Annotated in this window: 20 protein-coding genes and 1 tRNA gene; 16 read left to right on the forward strand and 5 right to left on the reverse strand. The window is 45.1% G+C overall.

Going from position 1 to position 19,793, the window contains the following annotated elements; translation table 11 throughout:
* The first annotated feature begins 425 nt into the window (after positions 1–425).
* Both DLM76_RS03180 and DLM76_RS03185 read left to right on the forward strand, forming a co-directional pair.
* Positions 426–2,624: an Lcl domain-containing protein gene (locus DLM76_RS03180; protein WP_118964328.1), complete on the forward strand. Its 2,199-nt coding sequence runs from the start codon at positions 426–428 to the stop codon at positions 2,622–2,624.
* Between the two features lie 13 nt (positions 2,625–2,637).
* Complete coding sequence (locus DLM76_RS03185) at positions 2,638–3,270, forward strand: Lcl C-terminal domain-containing protein (protein WP_158586363.1); 633 nt, start codon at positions 2,638–2,640, stop codon at positions 3,268–3,270.
* Positions 3,271–3,373: 103 nt separating this feature from the next.
* Here the strand turns inward: DLM76_RS03185 and DLM76_RS03190 are convergent, their stop codons facing one another.
* Entirely contained in the window at positions 3,374–3,988 is a 615-nt protein-coding gene (locus DLM76_RS03190) for a hypothetical protein (RefSeq protein WP_135581128.1), read from the reverse strand.
* 261 nt (positions 3,989–4,249) lie between these two features.
* Here DLM76_RS03190 and DLM76_RS03200 point away from each other — a divergent pair, with 261 nt between their 5' ends.
* The 8 genes from DLM76_RS03200 (at position 4,250) to DLM76_RS03235 (ending at position 12,162) form a co-directional block, all read left to right on the forward strand.
* Complete coding sequence (locus tag DLM76_RS03200) at positions 4,250–5,233, forward strand: c-type cytochrome (RefSeq protein WP_118964330.1); 984 nt, start codon at positions 4,250–4,252, stop codon at positions 5,231–5,233.
* Between the two features lie 302 nt (positions 5,234–5,535).
* The gene (locus DLM76_RS03205; RefSeq protein ID WP_118954990.1) at positions 5,536–7,017 is read left to right on the forward strand and encodes a SpoIIE family protein phosphatase; all 1,482 of its coding nucleotides are present in this window, start codon (positions 5,536–5,538) and stop codon (positions 7,015–7,017) included.
* 5 nt (positions 7,018–7,022) lie between these two features.
* Positions 7,023–8,474, forward strand: a complete 1,452-nt coding sequence (locus DLM76_RS03210; RefSeq protein ID WP_118954989.1) for a tetratricopeptide repeat protein — start codon at positions 7,023–7,025, stop codon at positions 8,472–8,474.
* The gene (locus DLM76_RS03215; protein ID WP_118954988.1) at positions 8,471–9,454 is read left to right on the forward strand and encodes an LB_137 family protein; all 984 of its coding nucleotides are present in this window, start codon (positions 8,471–8,473) and stop codon (positions 9,452–9,454) included. The genes DLM76_RS03210 and DLM76_RS03215 overlap by 4 nt, the downstream gene beginning before the upstream one ends.
* A gap of 13 nt (positions 9,455–9,467) precedes the next feature.
* Positions 9,468–9,875 carry an STAS domain-containing protein gene (locus tag DLM76_RS03220; RefSeq protein WP_118954987.1) on the forward strand — a complete coding sequence of 136 codons (408 nt, stop codon included), beginning with the start codon at positions 9,468–9,470 and terminating at the stop codon, positions 9,873–9,875.
* Positions 9,876–9,969: 94 nt separating this feature from the next.
* Positions 9,970–10,746 carry a helix-turn-helix domain-containing protein gene (locus DLM76_RS03225; protein ID WP_241548168.1) on the forward strand — a complete coding sequence of 259 codons (777 nt, stop codon included), beginning with the start codon at positions 9,970–9,972 and terminating at the stop codon, positions 10,744–10,746.
* A 51-nt stretch (positions 10,747–10,797) separates the two neighbouring features.
* Complete coding sequence (locus DLM76_RS03230; RefSeq protein ID WP_118955187.1) at positions 10,798–11,289, forward strand: Mpo1 family 2-hydroxy fatty acid dioxygenase; 492 nt, start codon at positions 10,798–10,800, stop codon at positions 11,287–11,289.
* Between the two features lie 276 nt (positions 11,290–11,565).
* Complete coding sequence (locus DLM76_RS03235) at positions 11,566–12,162, forward strand: DUF1569 domain-containing protein (protein ID WP_241548185.1); 597 nt, start codon at positions 11,566–11,568, stop codon at positions 12,160–12,162.
* A gap of 102 nt (positions 12,163–12,264) precedes the next feature.
* Here the strand turns inward: DLM76_RS03235 and DLM76_RS03240 are convergent, their stop codons facing one another.
* Complete coding sequence (locus DLM76_RS03240) at positions 12,265–13,095, reverse strand: metal-dependent hydrolase (RefSeq protein ID WP_118964331.1); 831 nt, start codon at positions 13,093–13,095, stop codon at positions 12,265–12,267.
* Positions 13,096–13,370: 275 nt separating this feature from the next.
* Between DLM76_RS03240 and DLM76_RS03245 the strand changes: the two genes are divergently transcribed.
* Both DLM76_RS03245 and DLM76_RS03250 read left to right on the forward strand, forming a co-directional pair.
* A tRNA-Val gene (locus DLM76_RS03245) sits at positions 13,371–13,447 on the forward strand.
* Positions 13,448–13,642: 195 nt separating this feature from the next.
* Positions 13,643–14,845, forward strand: coding sequence for an MFS transporter (locus DLM76_RS03250; protein ID WP_118964332.1), 1,203 nt, complete (start codon positions 13,643–13,645; stop codon positions 14,843–14,845).
* Between the two features lie 67 nt (positions 14,846–14,912).
* Here DLM76_RS03250 and DLM76_RS03255 read toward each other — a convergent pair whose 3' ends face one another.
* Complete coding sequence (locus DLM76_RS03255; protein ID WP_118954983.1) at positions 14,913–15,791, reverse strand: HEAT repeat domain-containing protein; 879 nt, start codon at positions 15,789–15,791, stop codon at positions 14,913–14,915.
* 50 nt (positions 15,792–15,841) lie between these two features.
* Positions 15,842–16,402 (reverse strand): polyhydroxyalkanoate synthesis regulator DNA-binding domain-containing protein, encoded by a 561-nt coding sequence (locus tag DLM76_RS03260; protein ID WP_118954982.1) that lies wholly within the window; start codon positions 16,400–16,402, stop codon positions 15,842–15,844.
* A 76-nt stretch (positions 16,403–16,478) separates the two neighbouring features.
* Here DLM76_RS03260 and DLM76_RS03265 point away from each other — a divergent pair, with 76 nt between their 5' ends.
* The 3 genes from DLM76_RS03265 to DLM76_RS03275 all read left to right on the forward strand — a co-directional run bounded on the left by DLM76_RS03265 (position 16,479) and on the right by DLM76_RS03275 (position 18,140).
* Positions 16,479–17,351 carry a hypothetical protein gene (locus DLM76_RS03265; RefSeq protein ID WP_118964333.1) on the forward strand — a complete coding sequence of 291 codons (873 nt, stop codon included), beginning with the start codon at positions 16,479–16,481 and terminating at the stop codon, positions 17,349–17,351.
* Positions 17,352–17,406: 55 nt separating this feature from the next.
* Positions 17,407–17,604 carry a KTSC domain-containing protein gene (locus DLM76_RS03270; RefSeq protein WP_118964334.1) on the forward strand — a complete coding sequence of 66 codons (198 nt, stop codon included), beginning with the start codon at positions 17,407–17,409 and terminating at the stop codon, positions 17,602–17,604.
* Between the two features lie 68 nt (positions 17,605–17,672).
* On the forward strand, positions 17,673–18,140 hold the full coding sequence (locus DLM76_RS03275) for a MarR family winged helix-turn-helix transcriptional regulator (protein ID WP_118964335.1): 468 nt from the start codon (positions 17,673–17,675) through the stop codon (positions 18,138–18,140).
* A 3-nt stretch (positions 18,141–18,143) separates the two neighbouring features.
* Here DLM76_RS03275 and DLM76_RS03280 read toward each other — a convergent pair whose 3' ends face one another.
* Positions 18,144–18,680, reverse strand: a complete 537-nt coding sequence (locus DLM76_RS03280; RefSeq protein WP_118964336.1) for a peroxiredoxin-like family protein — start codon at positions 18,678–18,680, stop codon at positions 18,144–18,146.
* A gap of 172 nt (positions 18,681–18,852) precedes the next feature.
* Between DLM76_RS03280 and DLM76_RS03285 the strand changes: the two genes are divergently transcribed.
* Positions 18,853–19,782: an alpha/beta fold hydrolase gene (locus tag DLM76_RS03285; RefSeq protein ID WP_118964337.1), complete on the forward strand. Its 930-nt coding sequence runs from the start codon at positions 18,853–18,855 to the stop codon at positions 19,780–19,782.
* Positions 19,783–19,793 lie beyond the last annotated feature (11 nt).

Genomic DNA, 19,793 nt, shown 5'->3' on the forward strand with positions numbered 1-19,793 from the left:
ATTCAAAATAATAAATGAACAGATTAAAATGCTTCTAATCGGCATTTTGATAAAGAATTTCGAACTCCTGAATTATAGGAAAGTTGGGTTCGTTGTGATGGAAAAATTAAGTCAAAAAAATGAACAATCGTTTTCTTTTGAAAATATTTTTTTCAGGCACGTTAGTCAATCTTTTCATAACGCAGGTTCTATTTAAACCATTCCAAACAACTTTTTGGAACGTAAGGAACATACTTTTCCCATATTTTTTATAACAACAAACAGAATTTTCATGAACATTACAGACAAAGTTGATGGCTCTTGCATTGAATTTTGCGCTAAGCTCTAAATTATAATCAAAGAATTCCTTACTTATATGCGATGACGTATTCTTTAAAAAAAAGAAGTAAATTACTCCCAAGTGAATTCAAATTCTTCGGATTAAAATGTTGTGGGAGTCTTTTATGGGTCAGGGAATCAAAAAACAACATGCGAAATTAAAAAAAGAAATTTGCTTATTATACATTCTTTTCCTTTGCTGGGGCATCGCTTTCTCCAATTGTTTGGTAGGTGAAGGGAAAAAAGGGTTCAATTTTTTCTTTCTTCCAGGTTCCAGCATTTCAAATCCTGGCGGCGGAATTCAAGATAGTCCGATCCTTACAACTCCGGTTGCCCCTCAGGGAAATATTACTTACAGTTCCGCGACCACTTTCTATGTGAGTAACAATGCGGGAGCGATTCAGTATTACGATATTTCTTGGTCCTCCAGTCTTGGAGCATTCTATGAGCTCCGCAAAGGGGCAACCAATTGCAGCGATGGAAGCGTTCATACCAGCGGAAACGTAACCGCATCCACCTCCAACACCGATCGAATCAACGCATCCGATTTAAGCGCTGGAAGTAACGGAATCAAACTTTGTCTCAAAAGTCCCGATGGAACTCTCGCTTGGGATACCGTTAGCATCACCGGAATTCGTGACGACGTAGCGCCATCAATCGGATTCTCCCCTGCAGGAGGAACCTACGGTTCATCTGTTCCGAATATTACTCTTTCTTGCACCGATACGGGTGGATCCGGTTGTCTTGGAATCGCTTACCGAAACGACGGGACCAATCCCGGCATAGCCGCAGATGGAACGGTTGCATCCGGATCCACAGGATATTCCTCCGCGTTTGCCGTAGCAAACAACGCCACGACCGACGTGAAAGTGATCGCTGTGGATAAGGCCGGTAACGCGAGTGCGGTCAGCACAAGTCAATACGTCGTTGCGGTAGGAAACCCTACGATCACGATCAATTCCGTTTCCAAAGCCGATATGAGAAGCGTCGATTCCAGCGTTGTCAAATGGCAATCGGATCTTGCAGGAAACTACGATATCCGAGTGGGTGGAACGAATTGCAGTGCCGGCACAAACGGAACTTCTTTATCCCTCACGGGTTCTGCGGCGGCGAACACGGAAATCACCACAACGATCAGCGGTGCCGCCCCTCTCGCAGTCGGTGCGAACACGATTCGAATCTGTCTTACTACCGCAGGAAGCAACGTAGGATCTAACTCGACCGCGATCAATATCGACAATACGGCGCCGACTCTTACTTCTGCCACGCCTGCAAATAACTCCACTTCTTTAAGCGTTGATCAGAACACATTTGTTTTTACGTTCAACGAAGATATGGATCAAAGTCTTAAACCGCTTCCTGAGCATCACGACAGCGGAGTGAGCGGAAATCCTCAAATCGCTTGGCCTACGATGGCCGGAACTTGGACGGATGCCAGAACCTATTCCTTAGCTTTAAATAGTAAATTACCGGAATTACATACGTTTTACCTGCAATTCACCGCTACAGGGTTTAAGGATAAAGCAGGAAACGCCGTAGGCACAACGCCCGTTGCAATTGTAGGTGGAGTGTTCAAGCTCAACTATAAATCGTTAACCGAAACAAAAGTCACTCTTGTTACGGATACGGCTCAAACAAACTGTTACGATTCTACCGGAAACGCAATTGCTTGCGCAGGTTCCGGTCAGGACTCGGAACTCAGTGTTATGCCCTACGGTCTTGGAGTTCCAACGACAAACCCTGGATATCCGAACGATCGAATCACAAGAGATACGGTTAACAATGTGATCTGGAAGACCTGTCCTCCGACTTATGTTTGGTCCGGCGGAACCTGCGTTCAAGACGCAGTGGATCCTTATAACGCCGCTCTCATCGCGAGAAACACCGGATCGGGGGTTTTGGATCTGAATTGGGGGGATTCTCTAGAATACTGTTTGCAACTCAATCTTGCAAACTCCGGGGCCGGATTTGCTGGAGTGAAAACGTGGAGACTTCCGACTCTCAGCGAACAGATGAGCATTCTCACCTATGAAGGATCTATCGGAAACGAAACGATCCAGAATACGAGCTTCCCCGGGTTTATTAAGAACGATTACCAAAGATATTGGACCTCTACGAATGCAGTCAGCGCTTCGATCGCTTTGAACGGTTACACGGGAAGCGAATTAGGAAACGGTTCCAATGCTTGGGGCGCTTGGCAAATTTCCGTTTTCGGCGGAGGAACTCATATCAACAGCAAAGGGAAAGCGACTTCCTGGAACTGGCCGAATCGATATATGGCGCTCGCGATGTGCATCGCTGATTAAGGAGAAGAATCACATGAAACTATTGAAAACGTTTATACTTCTTACCATCTTACTCGGAATCATTGAAACGTTAACCGCCATCGGAGGACCTTATACGGATCCGAACGATGGAACGATCAACGATACGGGAAACCGTCTGCTCTGGAGAAAATGCGGAAGAGGACGGGGAACTGCAGGTTCGAATTACACGAACTGTAACGTGGTTTCCGGTCCGGCAGAAACGAGCAATTGGGCGACAGCGGTCGCTTATTGCAGCAGCCTCGGAACGACCTTGGGTGACGGAAGACAATGGAGATTGCCCACCGTAAAAGAACTCATCTCGATTGTGGATTACAGCCGATCGACAAAGCCGATCATCAATCCGACCTTGTTTCCCAATACGGCGGAAGGAAGATTCTGGACGTCCACGAATTCCTTCGTAGCGGGAAATAGTCCGGTTTTACCAAGCGCTCCTACCGACGAAACAGGCACGACGGACCCGAAACAATACGTGACCAACCCGGGGAACACAGAACAACACTATAAAATTCCGCAGGGCGCCAATTACAGATCGATGGCTTACATCGTGGAATTTACCGTAGGCGGTGTGGTAGAATACGGAAAATCGAACAACGCATACGTTCGCTGCGTCACCGGACCTTACTGATCTTTTTAAAACGACGTCCGCCGAAATCGCGGGCGTCGCTCTTCTCTTACTTCTTCCCATCCGATCGTTTTCGTAGAAGTTGGATTTCACGAAATTCAAACGATCATTCGATGACAAAGCAGGCATTCAGCATGAATTCGATATTCTCTTTGGAAATCAAATCCAAACGCTCGTTCCACTTTGCGACCGGAAGAACCTTGTCTTCCTTTTCGAGATAACTCAACTGAGGAATCAGAGTATACGTCTTATTGACTTCGTGAACGTCCGAATCGGAAAAAGAAATCAGATTGTGAATTACGGGAACACAATTGGATTGGGCCTGATCGCAGTATTCCACCCTTTGTTGAACGTGTCTAACGTGGATCTCCGCTCCCTTTCCGATCAACATCTTCTTTTTTGGAAAGATTTTTTTCAGCACTAAAACCAATTCCAGAGCCTTCGTAAGATTTTTTTCTTTGGTCGAAGGCGCGAAAACTTTTTTCCATAACTCTTGTTGTCGTTTGTGAATACAGGATTCGCTTTCTACGTCTGCTGCGGCCGGATCGGGCGCTTTCTCGCAAATTTCGCGGATCGAGGCGGGGGAAAAGGATTCCACCACTACGGACTTTGCGGTCTGTATCTTTTCAATTTGATTCTGATTTTCCGGCTCTTGGGTCTGTGCGGTCGCACAGGAGAATAAAATCAATGCCGGTAAAATGTAGGAAACTCTTTTTATCATATAACTCGAAACAACGAAACATCAACGTTTTTGAATACATTTTGCGGAACATTTTATTTTTTTCGAATTTGATGTCCGTCTTTCGAATCGATTCGGATATGATGTCCTCGTATTATTCTTCCAAAAGGAAAATCGAAACTCTTACTCGGTAGAATTCAAAAATTATCAAGTAGGCAAGCAGTTATAATCTGGGAGGAGGATAATTTTTTATAATTTCAAATTCATCTCCTGCGATTGTTTTAAAAGCAACAGGAGAATATTATGAAAATATTAGGAATGATTATAAAGAGAACCTTGCTCTCTGCGGTCCTAATCGCACTCGGAGCGCTGAGCTTTCTCTTTTTAAAATTTCCGGATATCGGTGAGAGGGAAGAAATCAAAATCGCGCATACACCGGAACAAATCCGCCGCGGCGAATACCTCGTAAAATCCGTGGCGGGTTGCATGGGATGTCACACGGGAGATAGAGATCCGCAGCAACTCTTCTATCCAGTGACGCATAACGTGGGAGCGGGAAATCTCCGTATGGCGGAAGACAATTTCGGTCTACCCGGAACTTTTTACTCTAAAAATATCACTTCCGCCTCCACCGGATTGGGAAATTGGACCGATACGGAAATTTTTTACGCGATTACTGCGGGCGTCTCCAAGGGCGGAAGTCCTCTTTTTCCGATCATGCCTTATCCGAATTACTCGCAAATGGACAAGGAAGATATCTTTGCGATCATCGCATATATAAGAACTCTCCAACCGATCGAAAACAAAGTGGAAAAGTCGAGCGTGAAATTTCCGGTGAATCTCATCATGAGAACGATTCCAAAATCTCCCGAGTTTCAAAAACGACCCGATCCGAATGATTCGGTCGCCTACGGAAAATATCTAACTACCTTTGCCGGCTGCGACGACTGCCATACGCAAAGAATCGAAGGCAAAGCCGTGGCAGGAATGGAGTTCGCGGGAGGAACCGTATTTCCGCTCTCGACCGGAGGAAAAGTAAGAGGAGCAAACATTACTCCCGACCGCAAAACTGGAATCGGCAACTGGACTCGTGAAAGTTTTATCGCAAGATTTCGCGCCAATCAGCTCAGAGCAAAAACCAATCCAACCATTCAAGCGGGAGAATTCAACAGCGTTATGCCTTGGTTGGAATATTCGGGAATGAATGACCAAGACTTAGGAGCGATCTTCGATTATTTGATGAGTTTGAAACCAGTTTCGAATTCGGTTTTGATTTTCGAAAAATAAAGAAATCAAGGGCTTGTACGAAGAAGAAAACCGTACAAGCGTACGTCTTTCGTTCTTGAATCCGTTCAGGAAAGAAATTTCTGTATTAAAAGAAAAGCAAAGAGTACGGATGCCATAAAAATGAAACAATTCACGCGTGAATGAGTGATGCTCCGATTTGTTCGAGAGCGGACCCCTTTTTTTATAAATAAAGATCACCGTATCACACCCTTTGGAGTCACTAGTAGCACTATATATTCGGCGATTATCAAATTATAACAAACGAAGAAAATAAAGGATTAGTTCAGTATACTCATTTGAGTATGAAACGATCACTTCGACTTCAGATTATTTCCATTTATTCTTTGCTGACGGTGATCAATCTCACGTTCGTTGCGGTAATGATCTTTGAAAATCAAACCGATTTGCTCATCGATAATTTCACTCTGGAGTCGGATCAGATCGCGAGAAAAATTCTCAAAAAGATCGAAGGCTTAGAATCTCAAAACTACGAGGATCCGGACAAACTCGCCGACATCGAAAGTAAACTGCTCAGTATCGGAGTCGAAAATTTTTCCGTAATCTCGGTCGAAGACCGTTCCGTCGAAAAATTCAAAATCAATCTCGAACACGGAAACAAAATTTCCATCGATTATCTGAAAGGAAAGCTCGCGACCATCATCAACGCAAAGGAAGCGATCAACAGTTCCTATGACATCGAACTTGATTCGAAAAACTTCATCGTAAATCTTATCTTTTATCTTACGGAAAAAACCTTTTTAGTTTCGCAGGTTCGCGTAAAGGAAATCCTCGATCGTCTCAATTCTCTTTATATACAGCTCGCACTTCTTCTTCTGTGGGGAGTGGTCTTTCACATTCTATTCGGAATCTTTCTCTACAGAAAAATTTTCGTTCGTTTATTCATCTTGAAGGAAGTGAGCGAGACTATGGCTTCCGGTGATTTGACCGTACGGGCCGGATGGAATTTTTCCTCCAAGGACGAACTCGATCTTTTGGGAAGCACCTTCAACGGAATGGTCGAAAGAATCGCCTCTCAGGTTGAAAGTTTAGAACATAAGAACCAACAGATTCAAACCGAGTTGGAAATCGGAAAGAACGTTCAGGAATGTCTTCTACCCGGCCGCAGAAGAAAATTCAATCTGATCACTGCGGATATTTTTTACAAACCGATGCGCGAAGTCAGCGGCGATATATACGACATTCTCGAGATCAACGACGAACGCACCGGATTCTTCTTGGCCGATGCGACCGGCCACGGAGTTTCTGCGGCTCTTATCACCTCGATCATTCACTTCAACATCGAAAACATCATGAAGGAAACGGTAAATCCTTCCTTCATCTTCACGCGATTGAGCGAAAAACTTTTCGACACGCTCCAAGGTTCGTTCTTTGCGACCGGGATTTTTATGTTGTTCGATAAGGAAGGATTCGCTTATTTCTGCAGCGCGGGCCATAACCCGATCTACTATTACAGAAAGAGCAAGAATAAGATCGTTACTCTCAATTCCACCGGACATATCCTCGGCATCGGTATTCCGGAGGAATATCAGGTTCTTAAAATCAAAACGGAACCGGGCGACAAAGTTCTTATCTACACGGATGGAATTTTGGATGCGACCGCTCCAACGGGCGAACAATTCGGAGACGATCGTCTTCTCGAAGTATTCCAAGCGAACGTTCATCAGGAAGCAAAACAGATCACCAACGAAATCAAAAAGGAAATGGACACGTTTGCGGACCGTTTCCCGGACGACGTCACTTTTGGAATCATCGAAATTCAATAATCATTATGAAGAAGAGCGTATTCATAGCCTTAATCGGATTTTTATTGATTCTCCCTTTGGGGTTTATCGTACTCGAAACCAAACTTTTCGAGTTGAGAATCATATTAGAAAGACGTAAAATTCTTAACTTCTCTTTTTCAAGCGAGATTCTCCGCTCCAAATTCGAAGGAATCATTTCGAACAAGGAAAACATCAAGGCGGAAATGAAGTTGAATCACTTGCAGAGTTCCATGATCAACAACACGAACACAACCCTTTCTTTGGAACCGAACTTTGTCCACGAAACCGGCGCCGTATTGATCAACTCCGTCCGTTCCCTTTCCTTAAAAGCGGGAATCAATCTTCATATGAATTCATCCAAGATCCGTCTTTTGGAACACGCCTTCGCCTTGGAAAGAAATCAATTCTATAAGGAAGCCTACCGCACTTACGAGGAATCCTTCGATCAATTCGGTAAACAATCGGAGGAAGGCGGATTCATCCAGTTGCATCAGGGTTTTTGTCTTGCGGTTCAAGGAGAATTCGATTCCGCTTTGCGTCCTCTCTACGAAGTGAAAGCGAATCATCCCGGCACCTTGCTTTCGAGCGACGCGGAAATTCTCATCTCATTGATTCTGAAAGCGAAACAGAGCGCGAAAGAAATCGAAAACAATCTGGACGATCCTGAAAAAAGAGCCAAGGCTTTTTTTGCAAAAGGGAATTACGCGAAAGCTCTTGAAGAAATCGAAAGAGCGAAGATCAACAACCCGGAAATAAATTATATCAAAGGTTATTCTCTGGAAAAAACGGGACATCAATCCGAGGCGATCCGAGAATATGCCGCCCTCGCCTTTTCGGACAAGAACAAGGACATCGCGATCAAGGCGAACCGAAGATTGTTGATGCTCGGTTATTATTACAATGCGGGTTCGGAGATCGCTTCTCTTTCCGATAAGAACGCGGAACGTTTGGGAGACTCTTCCGAAGCGAAGGAAATCAAAACCTCTTCCGAAAAATTGAAACAACCGAGCCGCCTTTTCGGCAACGGAGATTCCGAATCGAAAAACGAAATTTTGGAAAGGGATCTTTCCAAACAGAATCAAGCGATGCTGGAGGAAGTGATTCAGAAATCGAATCAGTTTCTGAAAAAAGCGGAAGCTCCTCCGCCGCCGAAAGCGATGATCAAGATCGTCGTATCCGATTCGGATCCCGTTTATGCGAACCACATCGTGATCGAAGGGGACAAGGCGAGACTTTTCTCATCCCACTTTCCGATCACCCTTCCGACCTTTTCCATCGAATCGATCTCGATGGATAAGAACGCCACGAAAAATTCCAAGCTGATCATGACCAAAGACTCAAACAAGCAATCTTTTTTAAAAGCTTCCGTAGACGACGATTCGATTACTCTTATGGACAAGGTTTCCAAGAAGAAAGTTCAAATCAATTCTGCGATTAAGATAGAGGTTATTCAGTGAGCAGAATTCTTTTTTTACTTTCCGTTGCGATTTTTCTGTTGTTATCCTTCGAGATTTCGGCTCATCGGATCATTCTAAAATCCGGAGAAGAGATTTCGGGTAACGTTACCGATAACGATCCGGCTCTCGAGGAAATTACGATCCAAACCGGAGACGGCGAAAGAAAGATTAAAAAGAGCGAAATCTCCGAAATGCGCTTCGAAGAAGCCGGAAACATCCTTTGTTTGGAATTGGACGAGGATCCGAAGCGAACCTGCACGCACAAGCTTACTCGAATCAACGCACAAACCTTGTTTTACGTCACGGAAGCGGGCGAATATCTCAGAGTCGCGATCGAACGGGTAAAATACGCGAAGATCACCGAGCCTTCTCCGAGGATTCTCCAGCAGCTTTCCAAAACGAATCTGAAGTTCACTGTCTCCTCCGAAACGGAAGACGATATTCTTTCCAAGATTTCGATTCTCAACGACGAATCGATCATGTTGACGCGCGGAGAAACAGAAGCCCCCACTATTTTAGAAAATAAGAATATTTCAAAAATCGTATACAAACTGGAGGACCTGACTCCGAAAAATCCGGAAACGGGCCTGGTTCTTTGGGACTATCTGATTCCGGGTTATTACCTCGCAAGAAAGGAACATACGAAGTCCGGCTACGCTCTCATGGGAGTCACCGGATTGTTCGCCTTGGGCGCCGCTTACGAATACTATTCGGGAATCAACGTAAAGGAAAAACAACCGATGTTTCTTCCGCAGGACAACGGAACGTTCCTTTTATTCGACCAGGACAACTCCGAATATTCGAGACACAAACAGCTCAATCATCTTTTTCTAATATCCTTGTCGTTGAGCTATATTTTCAACACGGCTTTGATTTCTTTCCCTGCGGTTTTTTCGATCGCCGCAACCGAAAGAAATATTCCTTACGCATCGGCGGTGAGGGAACGAAACATCGAATTTAAAATGACGTATAACTTTTAGGGAGAATTAACTTATGCAAAACACAAGCGGCGGACTCGCATCCAAAGACGAACTTTTAGTTCAGGAAATCACGGACTCTCACGTTCAGGGAGTTCTCAAAAAGAACATGGCGATCTTGAAGACGACGGGAGAAATCAGTTTATTCTCCGCTAAAAAATTCAAGGAAGCGATGAACGACAGAATCGAAAACGGAGTGAACATCTTCCTCGTAGATCTTTCCTCCACTACGCATATCGATTCTTCGGGATTGGCCGCTTTTATCAGCACGCAAGCGAGACTTTTTAAGGAAGCTCAAGGAAAGATCGTGATCTTCTCCGTTCCGATGCACCTGCAGAAGATTTTCGAGCTTACAAAACTCGACAAACTCATCGGGATCACCATCGATCTGGACGCGGCGATCGACCGCGCAATGGCGTCCTAACCGAGCCGAGGAACGAATCGCGGCCGTTTGAGATCGGTAAACCGGCTCTCAAAATGAGTTGCAATGGGTTGAATGCTTCCTAAGCTTTCCTGCGATGGCAGGAAAGCTGTTTCTGATCGGGTCCAACGTTCTCTTGAGCGGGGTTCCGGTCTCCAACGAACTTCACGAACACTATAGCGCCTCTTTTCTTTTGAGCAAAGGAAAACCGTTCCGTTTCAGAACCGGCGTTACGGATTGGATGGAATCGAAAGCCGTCCTCGTCCGTCCGAACGTCGAACAGCAGTTAGAAGCTCCGAACGAGGACATCTTTATTCTCCATTTCGATCCGGACAGCGTTCGAATTCAGGGAACGATCTTCGACTTCCGATCCGATTTTCTCGAACTGAAACCGGAAGTATATTCACAAATTCTAAAATTCTTAACTTTTCCCGCAAACGAAGAGGAAGCGGTTCTTCTTTGGAAGCGAACCCTCGACGTGCTTAGAAAAGAGGGAAACGATCGAAAAGAAAGGGATCCTCGGATCAAACAGGCCTTAAAAAAAATTTCCGAATCCATTCCCGAAAATCTTCCTCTCGAAGAATTGACCCAATCCACTGGTTTATCCGAAAGCAGACTGATGCATTTGTTTAAAGAAGAGGTCGGAATTCCGATCCGAAAATACGTTCAATGGCTGAGGATCAAGACCTGCGTACTTTCCCTTGCAAAAGGAAATTCTCTGACCGTCGCTTCGCACGAAGCGGGCTTTGCGGACCAAGCCCACATGAGCCGGACCTTCCGGGAAATGTTCGGTTTAAAACCCTCGCTTTTTTTGAAAAATAGCAGTTCCGTTCAAGTAATCTTCTGCAAAATCGGGGATGATGTGCAGCTCTAAACGGAGCCGAAAATTGAAACACGGCTTCAATCTTCGATGAAGGGAGTTGATATGAAAACGATCGAACAGTGGTTGACCGAATACGCGGAGAGCCACCAAAACATCATTAACAAAAGAATTCACTGGATCGCCGTGCCGACCATTATGTTTACGTTGCTCGGAATGCTTTGGTCCATTCCGTCCGGTTCCATTCAGAGCCTTCTTCCGGAATCCCTGGGACAAACCAGATTGTTTCTGAACTGGGCTACGATCTTCGTTTTAGTGACGGGAATTTTCTATCTCAGACTTTCCATCCCCATGTTTCTCGGAATGATGACGATGGTCGCCGTTATGCTCGCGGGCGTTTATTTCATTTCTCTTTCCGGAATTTCCACTTTGATCAGCATATCCGTGGGAGTGTTCGTCGTCGCTTGGATCTTTCAATTCATCGGCCATAAGATCGAAGGGAAAAAACCTTCCTTTTTCAAAGACCTTCAGTTTCTTCTGATCGGACCCGCGTGGTGTCTGAGTTATTTCTATAAGAAAGTAGGAATCTCCTACTAAGAAAAATTTAGGGCGCTCCTGCGCCGATACGACGATTTACGAATCACGAACTAAGAAGGCGCAGGCCAGGCTCGCTACGCGCTTCGGCTACCGCCTTCGGTTGCATCGCGATTCGTAAAGGCGAGATGACCACAAGCAAAGATTGAAAGGCTTTGCAGAATAACGGCGATGCAACTGCTACGCACCCTCCGCATCCTTAGCGCGTTGACAAAACGGTTGACTCGATCTTCAAAAACGACTAATCTCGCCTTCCACGGAGAATTAAAATTGAAAACGATCCAAACTACATTCACATCTAAAAATTTATCCAGAAAGGAATTCCTCCGTTCTTCCACGAGGTTTCTCATTTTGAGCGGCACGGGTGCGGCGGTCCTTTCTTCCGCAAACGGATGCAGCTCCGGTCCGAAAGGAATCGTCGACAAAGGATTGACCTTCGCTTCTCTTGCACAAGTGTTAAGCGAACTGGAAACATTCAAAAAATCGAATTCGATTCAAGGATACGGAACCTGGGACGCGGGAAAGGTGTTTCTTCACTGCGCTCAATCGATCGAATATTCGATCCAAGGTTATCCCGAAAACAAAAGCGCTCTCTTTCAAAACACGATCGGAAAACTCGTATTCTTAAAGTTCGCTTCTTCCCAAAAAATGTCGCACGACTTGGAAGCTCCGATTCCTGGAGCGGCTCCGATCCATTCCGACACGGATTGGAAAGCGAGCCTCGGCGTTTTACAAGAAACGATTTTGAAATTCCAAGCGTACGGCGGGGAACTCAAACCTCATTTCGCGTACGGAAGTTTATCGAAGGAAGAATACGATCTGGCGCACGCGATGCATATCGCGAACCATTTCAGTTTTTTGACTTTCAATTCTTAAGTTAAGAAGCGCTTAAAAAAAAATAGACTTCGGAATTCCGAGGAACTCCGAAGTCCGAGAGCAAGTGTTTCGGATGGATTCGTTAGTGAAAAAAATGTAGGATTACAAAGCGGAAAGGCTCGCTTCCGCCAATTCGTAGCCGCCCATTTGATCCGGATGAAAATTCGGTCTGAAATATTTCAGACATCCTTGGAACAAAGGAGGCACCGAAGCTCCTAGATGTTTGCGGGCGTAAAAACGATCCGCCCTAAACTTCTTCCAGGAAACTTCCTCGTCCGCGATCAAGAACCAATATTGAAACAGAATCGCGTACGACCAAAGTAGAACGGTCGCGATCGCAAAACCGAAAATTCTCAGGAAATAATTCGGAGCGACTTCCTGAAGAACGTCGTAAACGACCGATTTGTGTTCGATCTCTTCGCAAGCGTGCCAAACGAGAAGTTTTCTCATATCACCGTGAGCGTCGCGGGCCAGATCGTATTTCAACGATATTTCGCCTAACGTTGCCGTGTAGTGCTCCAAAGCGGCGGTGATCGAAAGATCGATCTTAGGTCCGAATAAAAATCTTAGAAACGGAAAGATTCCTTTATACAGAGTCGTGTAATAAAACTTGGCGATCTTATCGAGCGGAAGACCGTATCTGCGGATTGCAGACCAAACCCGTTCGTGTTCTTTTCCGTGCTGCACTTCTTGACCGATAAAAGACTTCACGCGATTCTTTAAAGGTTCGCTGAGTTGATCTTGAAACGGTTTCACGCTCCGGATAAAATAGCGTTCCCCTTCCGGAAAGATCACGTGAAAACTGTTCAACGCATGCGTAATGATCGCGTTATCGTTGAAATAATGTCTCGGAAGATTTTCCAAACCTTCAAAGTCCATTTTGCGGACCGAAGGCGATTGCCCATCAATCGTTTTTGCGAACGGCTTTTTCATTTTCCAAACCTCTTCTTCTTTTACCGGGAACTCTTTTTCTTTTCGATTTCGGCGAGTAGGATACCCGATCCTTCGTTTTCGTTCTTTCCGAATCCCGAAACACCTGATGGATTTTGAAATCGGCTAGGATTTTCTCGGGAAAGTTTCGAAAAAGACGCGGACTTCGTTCGAAATTCTAAGATCCGAACGCATTCTTACGTGATTCTTCCCCGGAAGGAGAAAAGGAATCTTCTTTACGAATAAAGCGCGACGCAGATTCTGGAATGCAAGGCAAAGGGGGATTAGCTCAGCTGGTTAGAGCGCTACCTTGACATGGTAGAGGTCACTGGTTCGATCCCAGTATCTCCCACCACCTGTGTCGCGATCCATAGAGAGCGACACGCTGAGTTTTTCCAAGCGCGGGCCTATAGAGAGCGGACACGCTCTGAGTTGCTTCGAGCGACTCGTAAAGCGCGAGGCAATCGAAGATAACGGAGAGTTATCGTAGGTTTTCGACAAAGTCGAAATGAACGGCTTATAGGAAACGAGTTGCCGAATTTCCTTCTTTATGTTCGTTCCTTCCAAAAGTATCATCACAAAAACCATTCTGATTCTTTCGGTTGTCAGTCTTTTGACGGACGTCGCATCCGAGATGTTGTATCCGATTCTTCCCATTTATCTGAAAGAAATCGGCTTTTCGATTTTTCTGATCGGACTATTGGAAGGAGTCGCCGAGGCGACCGCCGGATTCAGCAAAGGTTCTTTCGGAAGAATGTCCGATCTAAGCGGAAAACGTCTTCCGTTTGTTCGATGGGGTTACCTACTCAGCGCGCTTTCCAAACCGATGATGACTTTTTTGGCCTCTCCGTTTTGGGTTTTTTTCGTAAGAACCACGGATCGATTGGGAAAGGGAATCCGAACTTCCGCCAGAGACGCCCTTCTTTCCGACGAAACTACGATCGAAAACAAAGGAACGGTTTTCGGTTTTCATCGATCGATGGATACGTTCGGAGCGGTGCTCGGACCGCTTTCCGCTCTTGTGTTTTTATACTTTTATCCCGGAAGATACAAAGAATTATTTCTGTTGGCGTTCATTCCCGGACTTCTCGCGATCGTATTTACCTTTTGGATCCGCGAAAAGAATACGATACCGCTCATTCCCAAAGAGGAAGAGAAATATTCGATTCTTCTTTTTTTCAAATACTGGAAGAGCGCTTCTCCTTCGTATAAAAATCTAACGCGGGGAATTCTGTTTTTTACCGTGTTCAACGGTTCGGACGTGTTCCTTCTTTTGCGTTTGAAAGAATCGGGCATGAGCGATTCTTCCTCCATCGGAGCCTATATCTTTTACAACATCGTATACGCGGTCGCTGCATATCCGTTGGGAGTGATCGCGGATAAGGTGGGATTGAAGAAGATGTTTCTTTTCGGGTTACTATGTTACGCGCTCGTTTATTGGAGTATGGGATTCGGAGAATCCTCTTGGATCCTTTGGATCGCGTTTGCGGGGTACGGAGTGTACGCGGCTTCCACGGAAGGAATTTCGAAGGCATGGATCAGCAATCTGGTTCCCAAAACGGAAACCGCAACCGCATTAGGAACCTTTAATGCGTTTCAAAGTCTTTGTATGATTCTCGCGAGTTCGATCACGGGTTATCTGTGGGTTCAATGGAATTCGACCGCGGCATTGGCGGCTTCGGGAACGGCCGCGCTGATTGCGGGCGCGTATCTATACTTTTCGGAAGAATCCGTACAACAAAAAAGCTCCTGAACTTCAGGAGCTTTCAATACCGGTTTGGTCTTTCTTTTTGATTTAGGAGATTCTAAGAATTCGATTCTTATTCCGCAAAGATCACGGAGATAGTCGGAAGTTTAAAACCGAGAACGGTCGACAGATCTTTCCGAATTTGATCGCGCACGTTTTGTTTGTCCTCGATCAACAGCGCTTGACGAAGATAAAATTCGGCAGCCTTCAGATCCACTTCTCCAAGAGCCATGGAAACTCTGTAACGAACGGAGGGATTCTCGCTTTTGAGCATATCGCAAAGTGAATAAAAACTTTTATCCGCGACTTTCATGATGTTAACGATCGAGTTGAGAAGCGCCGCTTTCGTAAAATCGTTCTTTTCCTTTTCCAAAGTGGAAACGAGAAAGTTCACAGTTTCCTTCCGGTTCATATATTTCAAACCGTCCGCAGCGGAAGCGCGGATGTAATAGTTCGGGTGACTGAGAGCGTTTACGAGAACGTCTTCGGATTCTTTCGCATAAGGATAACTTCCGATCGTTCTTAAAATTTCGCCGACCGCGATCACCATCGTATAATCATCCTTAGACGTAAAATAAGGCTCGTCCTTTTCTTGGATGGTGGGTTCGAGTTTCTTGTATTCTTCGATGGTCGGTTTAATCGCGATTTCCTGATCCATTACGGCGAGCGCTTGAGCGACCGTAAACTTGAGATAAGGATGATTTTCAAGGGACTTAGGAACTTTCGGATTTCCGCGAAGCGCGTTCAGAAGAGGACGAACGGCGAGTTTGTTATTCACAAACTTGAGATAATCCGCGGCGTCGACTCTTTCCTCGTAGGAGCCGGTATCGAGCTTTCGGATCTGTTCGAAATACGCTCTATCGGCGTATTCTACCGCCTTATCGCCGCCGGCAAATAAAGGCAAAACACTGATAGAAGACAAAATGATAGAGATCGAAATATTCTTAAACATGGAATTCCCTCTCTTGTAATATCGGTTTTTGAAATCTTCGGCTTAAAGTTTCAGGCTTCCTTTTCTTTTACACTTTCCGCAATTTTGCGGATTTTTTCGGAAAGGTCTTCCAATGGTAAATCGGTTTCGGCGGATTCTTCCAGCTCTTTTCCGATTTTTTTGAGGTCTTCTTGAATTCTAAGTTTGTTTTCGGAGGCGCGGCTGGCCATGTGGGTCAACAGGTCGTCGCGGTATTCGGTCGCCATTTCCAACTTGAGTTCGCCCAAGGAGATCATGGATTGAAGAATTTTTTCCAAACGATCGCGAGTCAGATAACTCGCACCGATTCCGCCTAAGACCAACCTTCCGAACAAGGAACTTATGTCCTTACCCGTTTCGCGGATCAAAGCGGAAAGCATGAAGTTGGAGAATTCTTCGTTTCTTTGACCGAGAGAAACCTTGAGAAAGGTTTGTCCGAGAATTTTCGGAGTGATATCGGAACCGGACATATTATCGATCACACGGATTTCTTCTCCGTTGATGATCATCTCCGCGACGTCTTCGAGAGTAATCGTCTTACTCGTCTCGGGGTCGTAGAGTCGTCGATTCGCGTATCGTTTCAGAAGTTTCATTTTAATTGGTTGCGTCTTTTACGCGTCGCACAATTCTAGAATTCGCCGGAAAAGCCTTCGGTCAAGCAAAATACCCATGGCAAGCCTACTGTTCGATTGTCTCTTCTTAACCGGACTTACCAAAAAAGAAGAGAAGCTTCTCCTCTCTCTCTTGGATTGGAAAGAAATTTCAACGCAGGAATGGGCAGGAGCGGGAAGATTTCCGGAAACGGGACCGGGACAAATCGTCGTTCGTAAATCGGTAGAACCCGATTCTTTGCAAACGGCGATGGATTGGTCCAAACAACCTTTGTTGATCGGAAGAATCGAATCCGCCCTACTCAAAAATCTCTTCGAACACGGATTGAATTACTTTCTCGATCTAAACCGACTACAAATCGTTGACGTTCCTCTCGAAACGCTTACTCAAAAAAAAGAATTAACTTCGATCGTCATCGGACCCGATCCGCTTTTATACCAACGAATCCGCGCTCATCTCAAAGTATTGGGATGGGAAACGGTTCCTTGCAGGGAGCTAACGTCGCTCAACGATCGATTTAAGGAATACGAACCCGGACTTCTTTTCGTCGACTGGGAAAGAACGAACGTAAGGGAAACCGTCGATCGATTAAGGAATCTTCCCCAACGAGCGGTGTTTCCTCCCGTAATCGGAATCCGCGACGTCAAACGCGAAAATCTGTTTCAGGATCTCTCCGCGGGAATCCGCGATTTTTGCGAGGATCTATATTCAGAAAAAGAAATATTAGAAATATTGAATCATTCGATTTTCGAACCCGAAAAGGAGAATTTCGGAACACAACCGTTTCGACGAATGGTTTTCGAGTTCAGAACCGGAAGCCGACCGACGGGAATCCGAATCGAAAAGACCGCACCGATCCGGTTTTCCAATTCGAACCTGGAAAAAATCAAACTCGGAAAAATCCTGAGTTGGATGTCCGAGTTTCTTTAGGAAAGGACGGAAAACTCTTTCCGAATTTCCCGTTCCGATTAGGGTAGAATCCGGTATGCTCGAAACGCACTACATATCCTCTCCCGAAATCGAATCGATCGGCTACGACTTGGAAACCGGCGATCTTGTAATCCGTTTTCGAAGCGGAGAAGAAAAAAAATACGCGGACATTTCGAAAGAAACATACGTGTCTTTGATGCAATCCGGATCGAAAATGAAATTCGTCGAAACGCTCGGCGAGCCGCTTTCTTAAACGCGGTTCAAATTTTATTATTGAAGCAATGATTTTTGAAGCAACTATGGATTTACGGAGAATGAACCATGTCCTCTTCCAAAGAAACCAAAACCTCCTCTTTGATCGAAACCGCGTTCGCATATTACTTTCATCGAACCGATCGTCTATTGAGGCTGCACTTCACCAAGCTGATGACCGATCACAAAGAGGACATCACCGTCGAACAATGGCTTTTACTGAACCAACTCTCCGTAACCGGAAGCGCGTATCAAACCGATCTTGTGGATAAAACGTTCAAGGATAGACCCAACGTAACTCGGCTATTGGACGGATTGGAAAAAAAGGATCTTGTTCAAAGGGAAGACGACTCCGAAGACAGAAGAAAATTCAAAGTCGTTATTACTAAAAAAGGAAAGGCTCTTTTGGAAAGAACCGTTCCAAGAATGCTGAAAGAGAGAAAACTCATCTACAAAGGATTGAGCCCTTCCGATCTTCAAACCTTGAAACGGATCTCGGAAACCATCGAAGCGAACGTGTTAGACGGCAGGATCTGAACTTCAATTCAAATGAGTTTCCAAATCCTGAAGCGGAATATGGTCCGTAACTTTTTTGGAAAACTTGGCGATCTGCACCCGTAAATCCGGACCGATCAAAAACTCCGCGGGCATTCGATCCATCTTCATCCCCGGAACCAATTTCATTTCAAAACCCATTTCTTCCGCTTCCTTAATTTCCTTTTTGGAAGTAAGAATCGTTTTGAAAACTCCGAGCCAGGAAGTGCCCACACCGTATAAACGATATAACTTTTCGGAAGGATCGGGGATTAAGGAAAACGGAATCGATTTTTTTCCTACGCTTTCCCGAATACTTTCGGGCGTGGATTCGAAAACCGCCAGAATCCGAAGCCCCTTTTTTTCAAGTTCGGGATACGCCTTTAAAAGCTGATGAACCCGTAAATTACAAAGGGCGCATTCCGCGTTTCGAAAAAAGGCCAAAAGCGTATATTTACCTTTCAAATCCGCAAGACTGATGTTTTTTCCCAGATAATCCCGCACCGCGAAATCTTTAGCCGTGTCTCCCGTTTTCAGTTTCATAAAAATCTCCTTTCTGATTCTGTTTTTAAGTTTAGACTCATTTTGTTGCCTAAGCAACAATTATTTAAGCATCATAAATCGAAAATAGGCATTTTTTACTCGGATTTTTCGCAATCACCAAGGGGAGAAAAACCCTTGACTTTCGTTCTTAAAGCCCTATTTTCCTCGGATCATGAAACGAATCACGATCGCAGTCTTATCCCTTTCGGTCTTTATTCTTCTCGCGCTTCCCTTTCTTGCGGACGGAGAAAACGGAGTCATCGATGCGGAAGTTCGCGCAAGAAGCGGCGGTTCGTTTGCACAAGGAAGAGACGGGTCGATTCATTATCAATTCGAAGGTCCGGAAAACGGCGAGATCGTAGTCTTGGTTCACGGTTTGTCCATGCCGCTTTTTATCTACGGCCCGATATCGGCCGTTCTGCAACGCGAAGGATTTCGGGTATTAAGAATGGATTTATACGGAAGAGGACTTTCCGATAGACCGGAAACTCCGTATAACAACGATCTCTATGAAAGACAGCTTTCCGATCTATTCCAATCTCTGAATATTCAAAAACCGGTACATTTAATCGGAACGTCTATGGGCGCCTTGGTCGCGATCCATTTCACCCTCAAATATCCGGAAAAAGTGAAAACGCTCGGACTCATCGCCCCTGCCGGATTGCCGATGGAAATTCCATTGGTGGCAAAATTGTCCCGTCTTCCGATTTTGGGAGATTATATGATGAAGTCGTTCGGAGATCGGTCATTGCTCCAGGGAACCAAGAAAAGTTTTTACGAGCCCGAGAAATTTCCCGACTTCGGTTCCCTTTTTCAGGAACAAATGCAATACAAGGGTTTTAAACGAGCGATTCTTTCCAGCTTGAGAAACATGCCGTTAGAATCCTTCGAAGAAGAATACAAACGTTTAGGAACATTCAAAATTCCTAAATTATTAATTTGGGGAAAAGAAGACAAGGTGGTTCCGTTTAAAAACAGCGAACTTGCCTTGCAACTTCTTCCCGGAATCGAGTTCGTACCGTTAGACAACGCAGGTCATATACCGCACTATGAAATTCCGGAAAGAGTCGCTCCAAAATTGGTCGAATTCTTAAAACGTTAAACGAACGTCAT

Source organism: Leptospira yasudae (assembly GCF_003545925.1).
GTDB lineage: Bacteria > Spirochaetota > Leptospiria > Leptospirales > Leptospiraceae > Leptospira > Leptospira yasudae.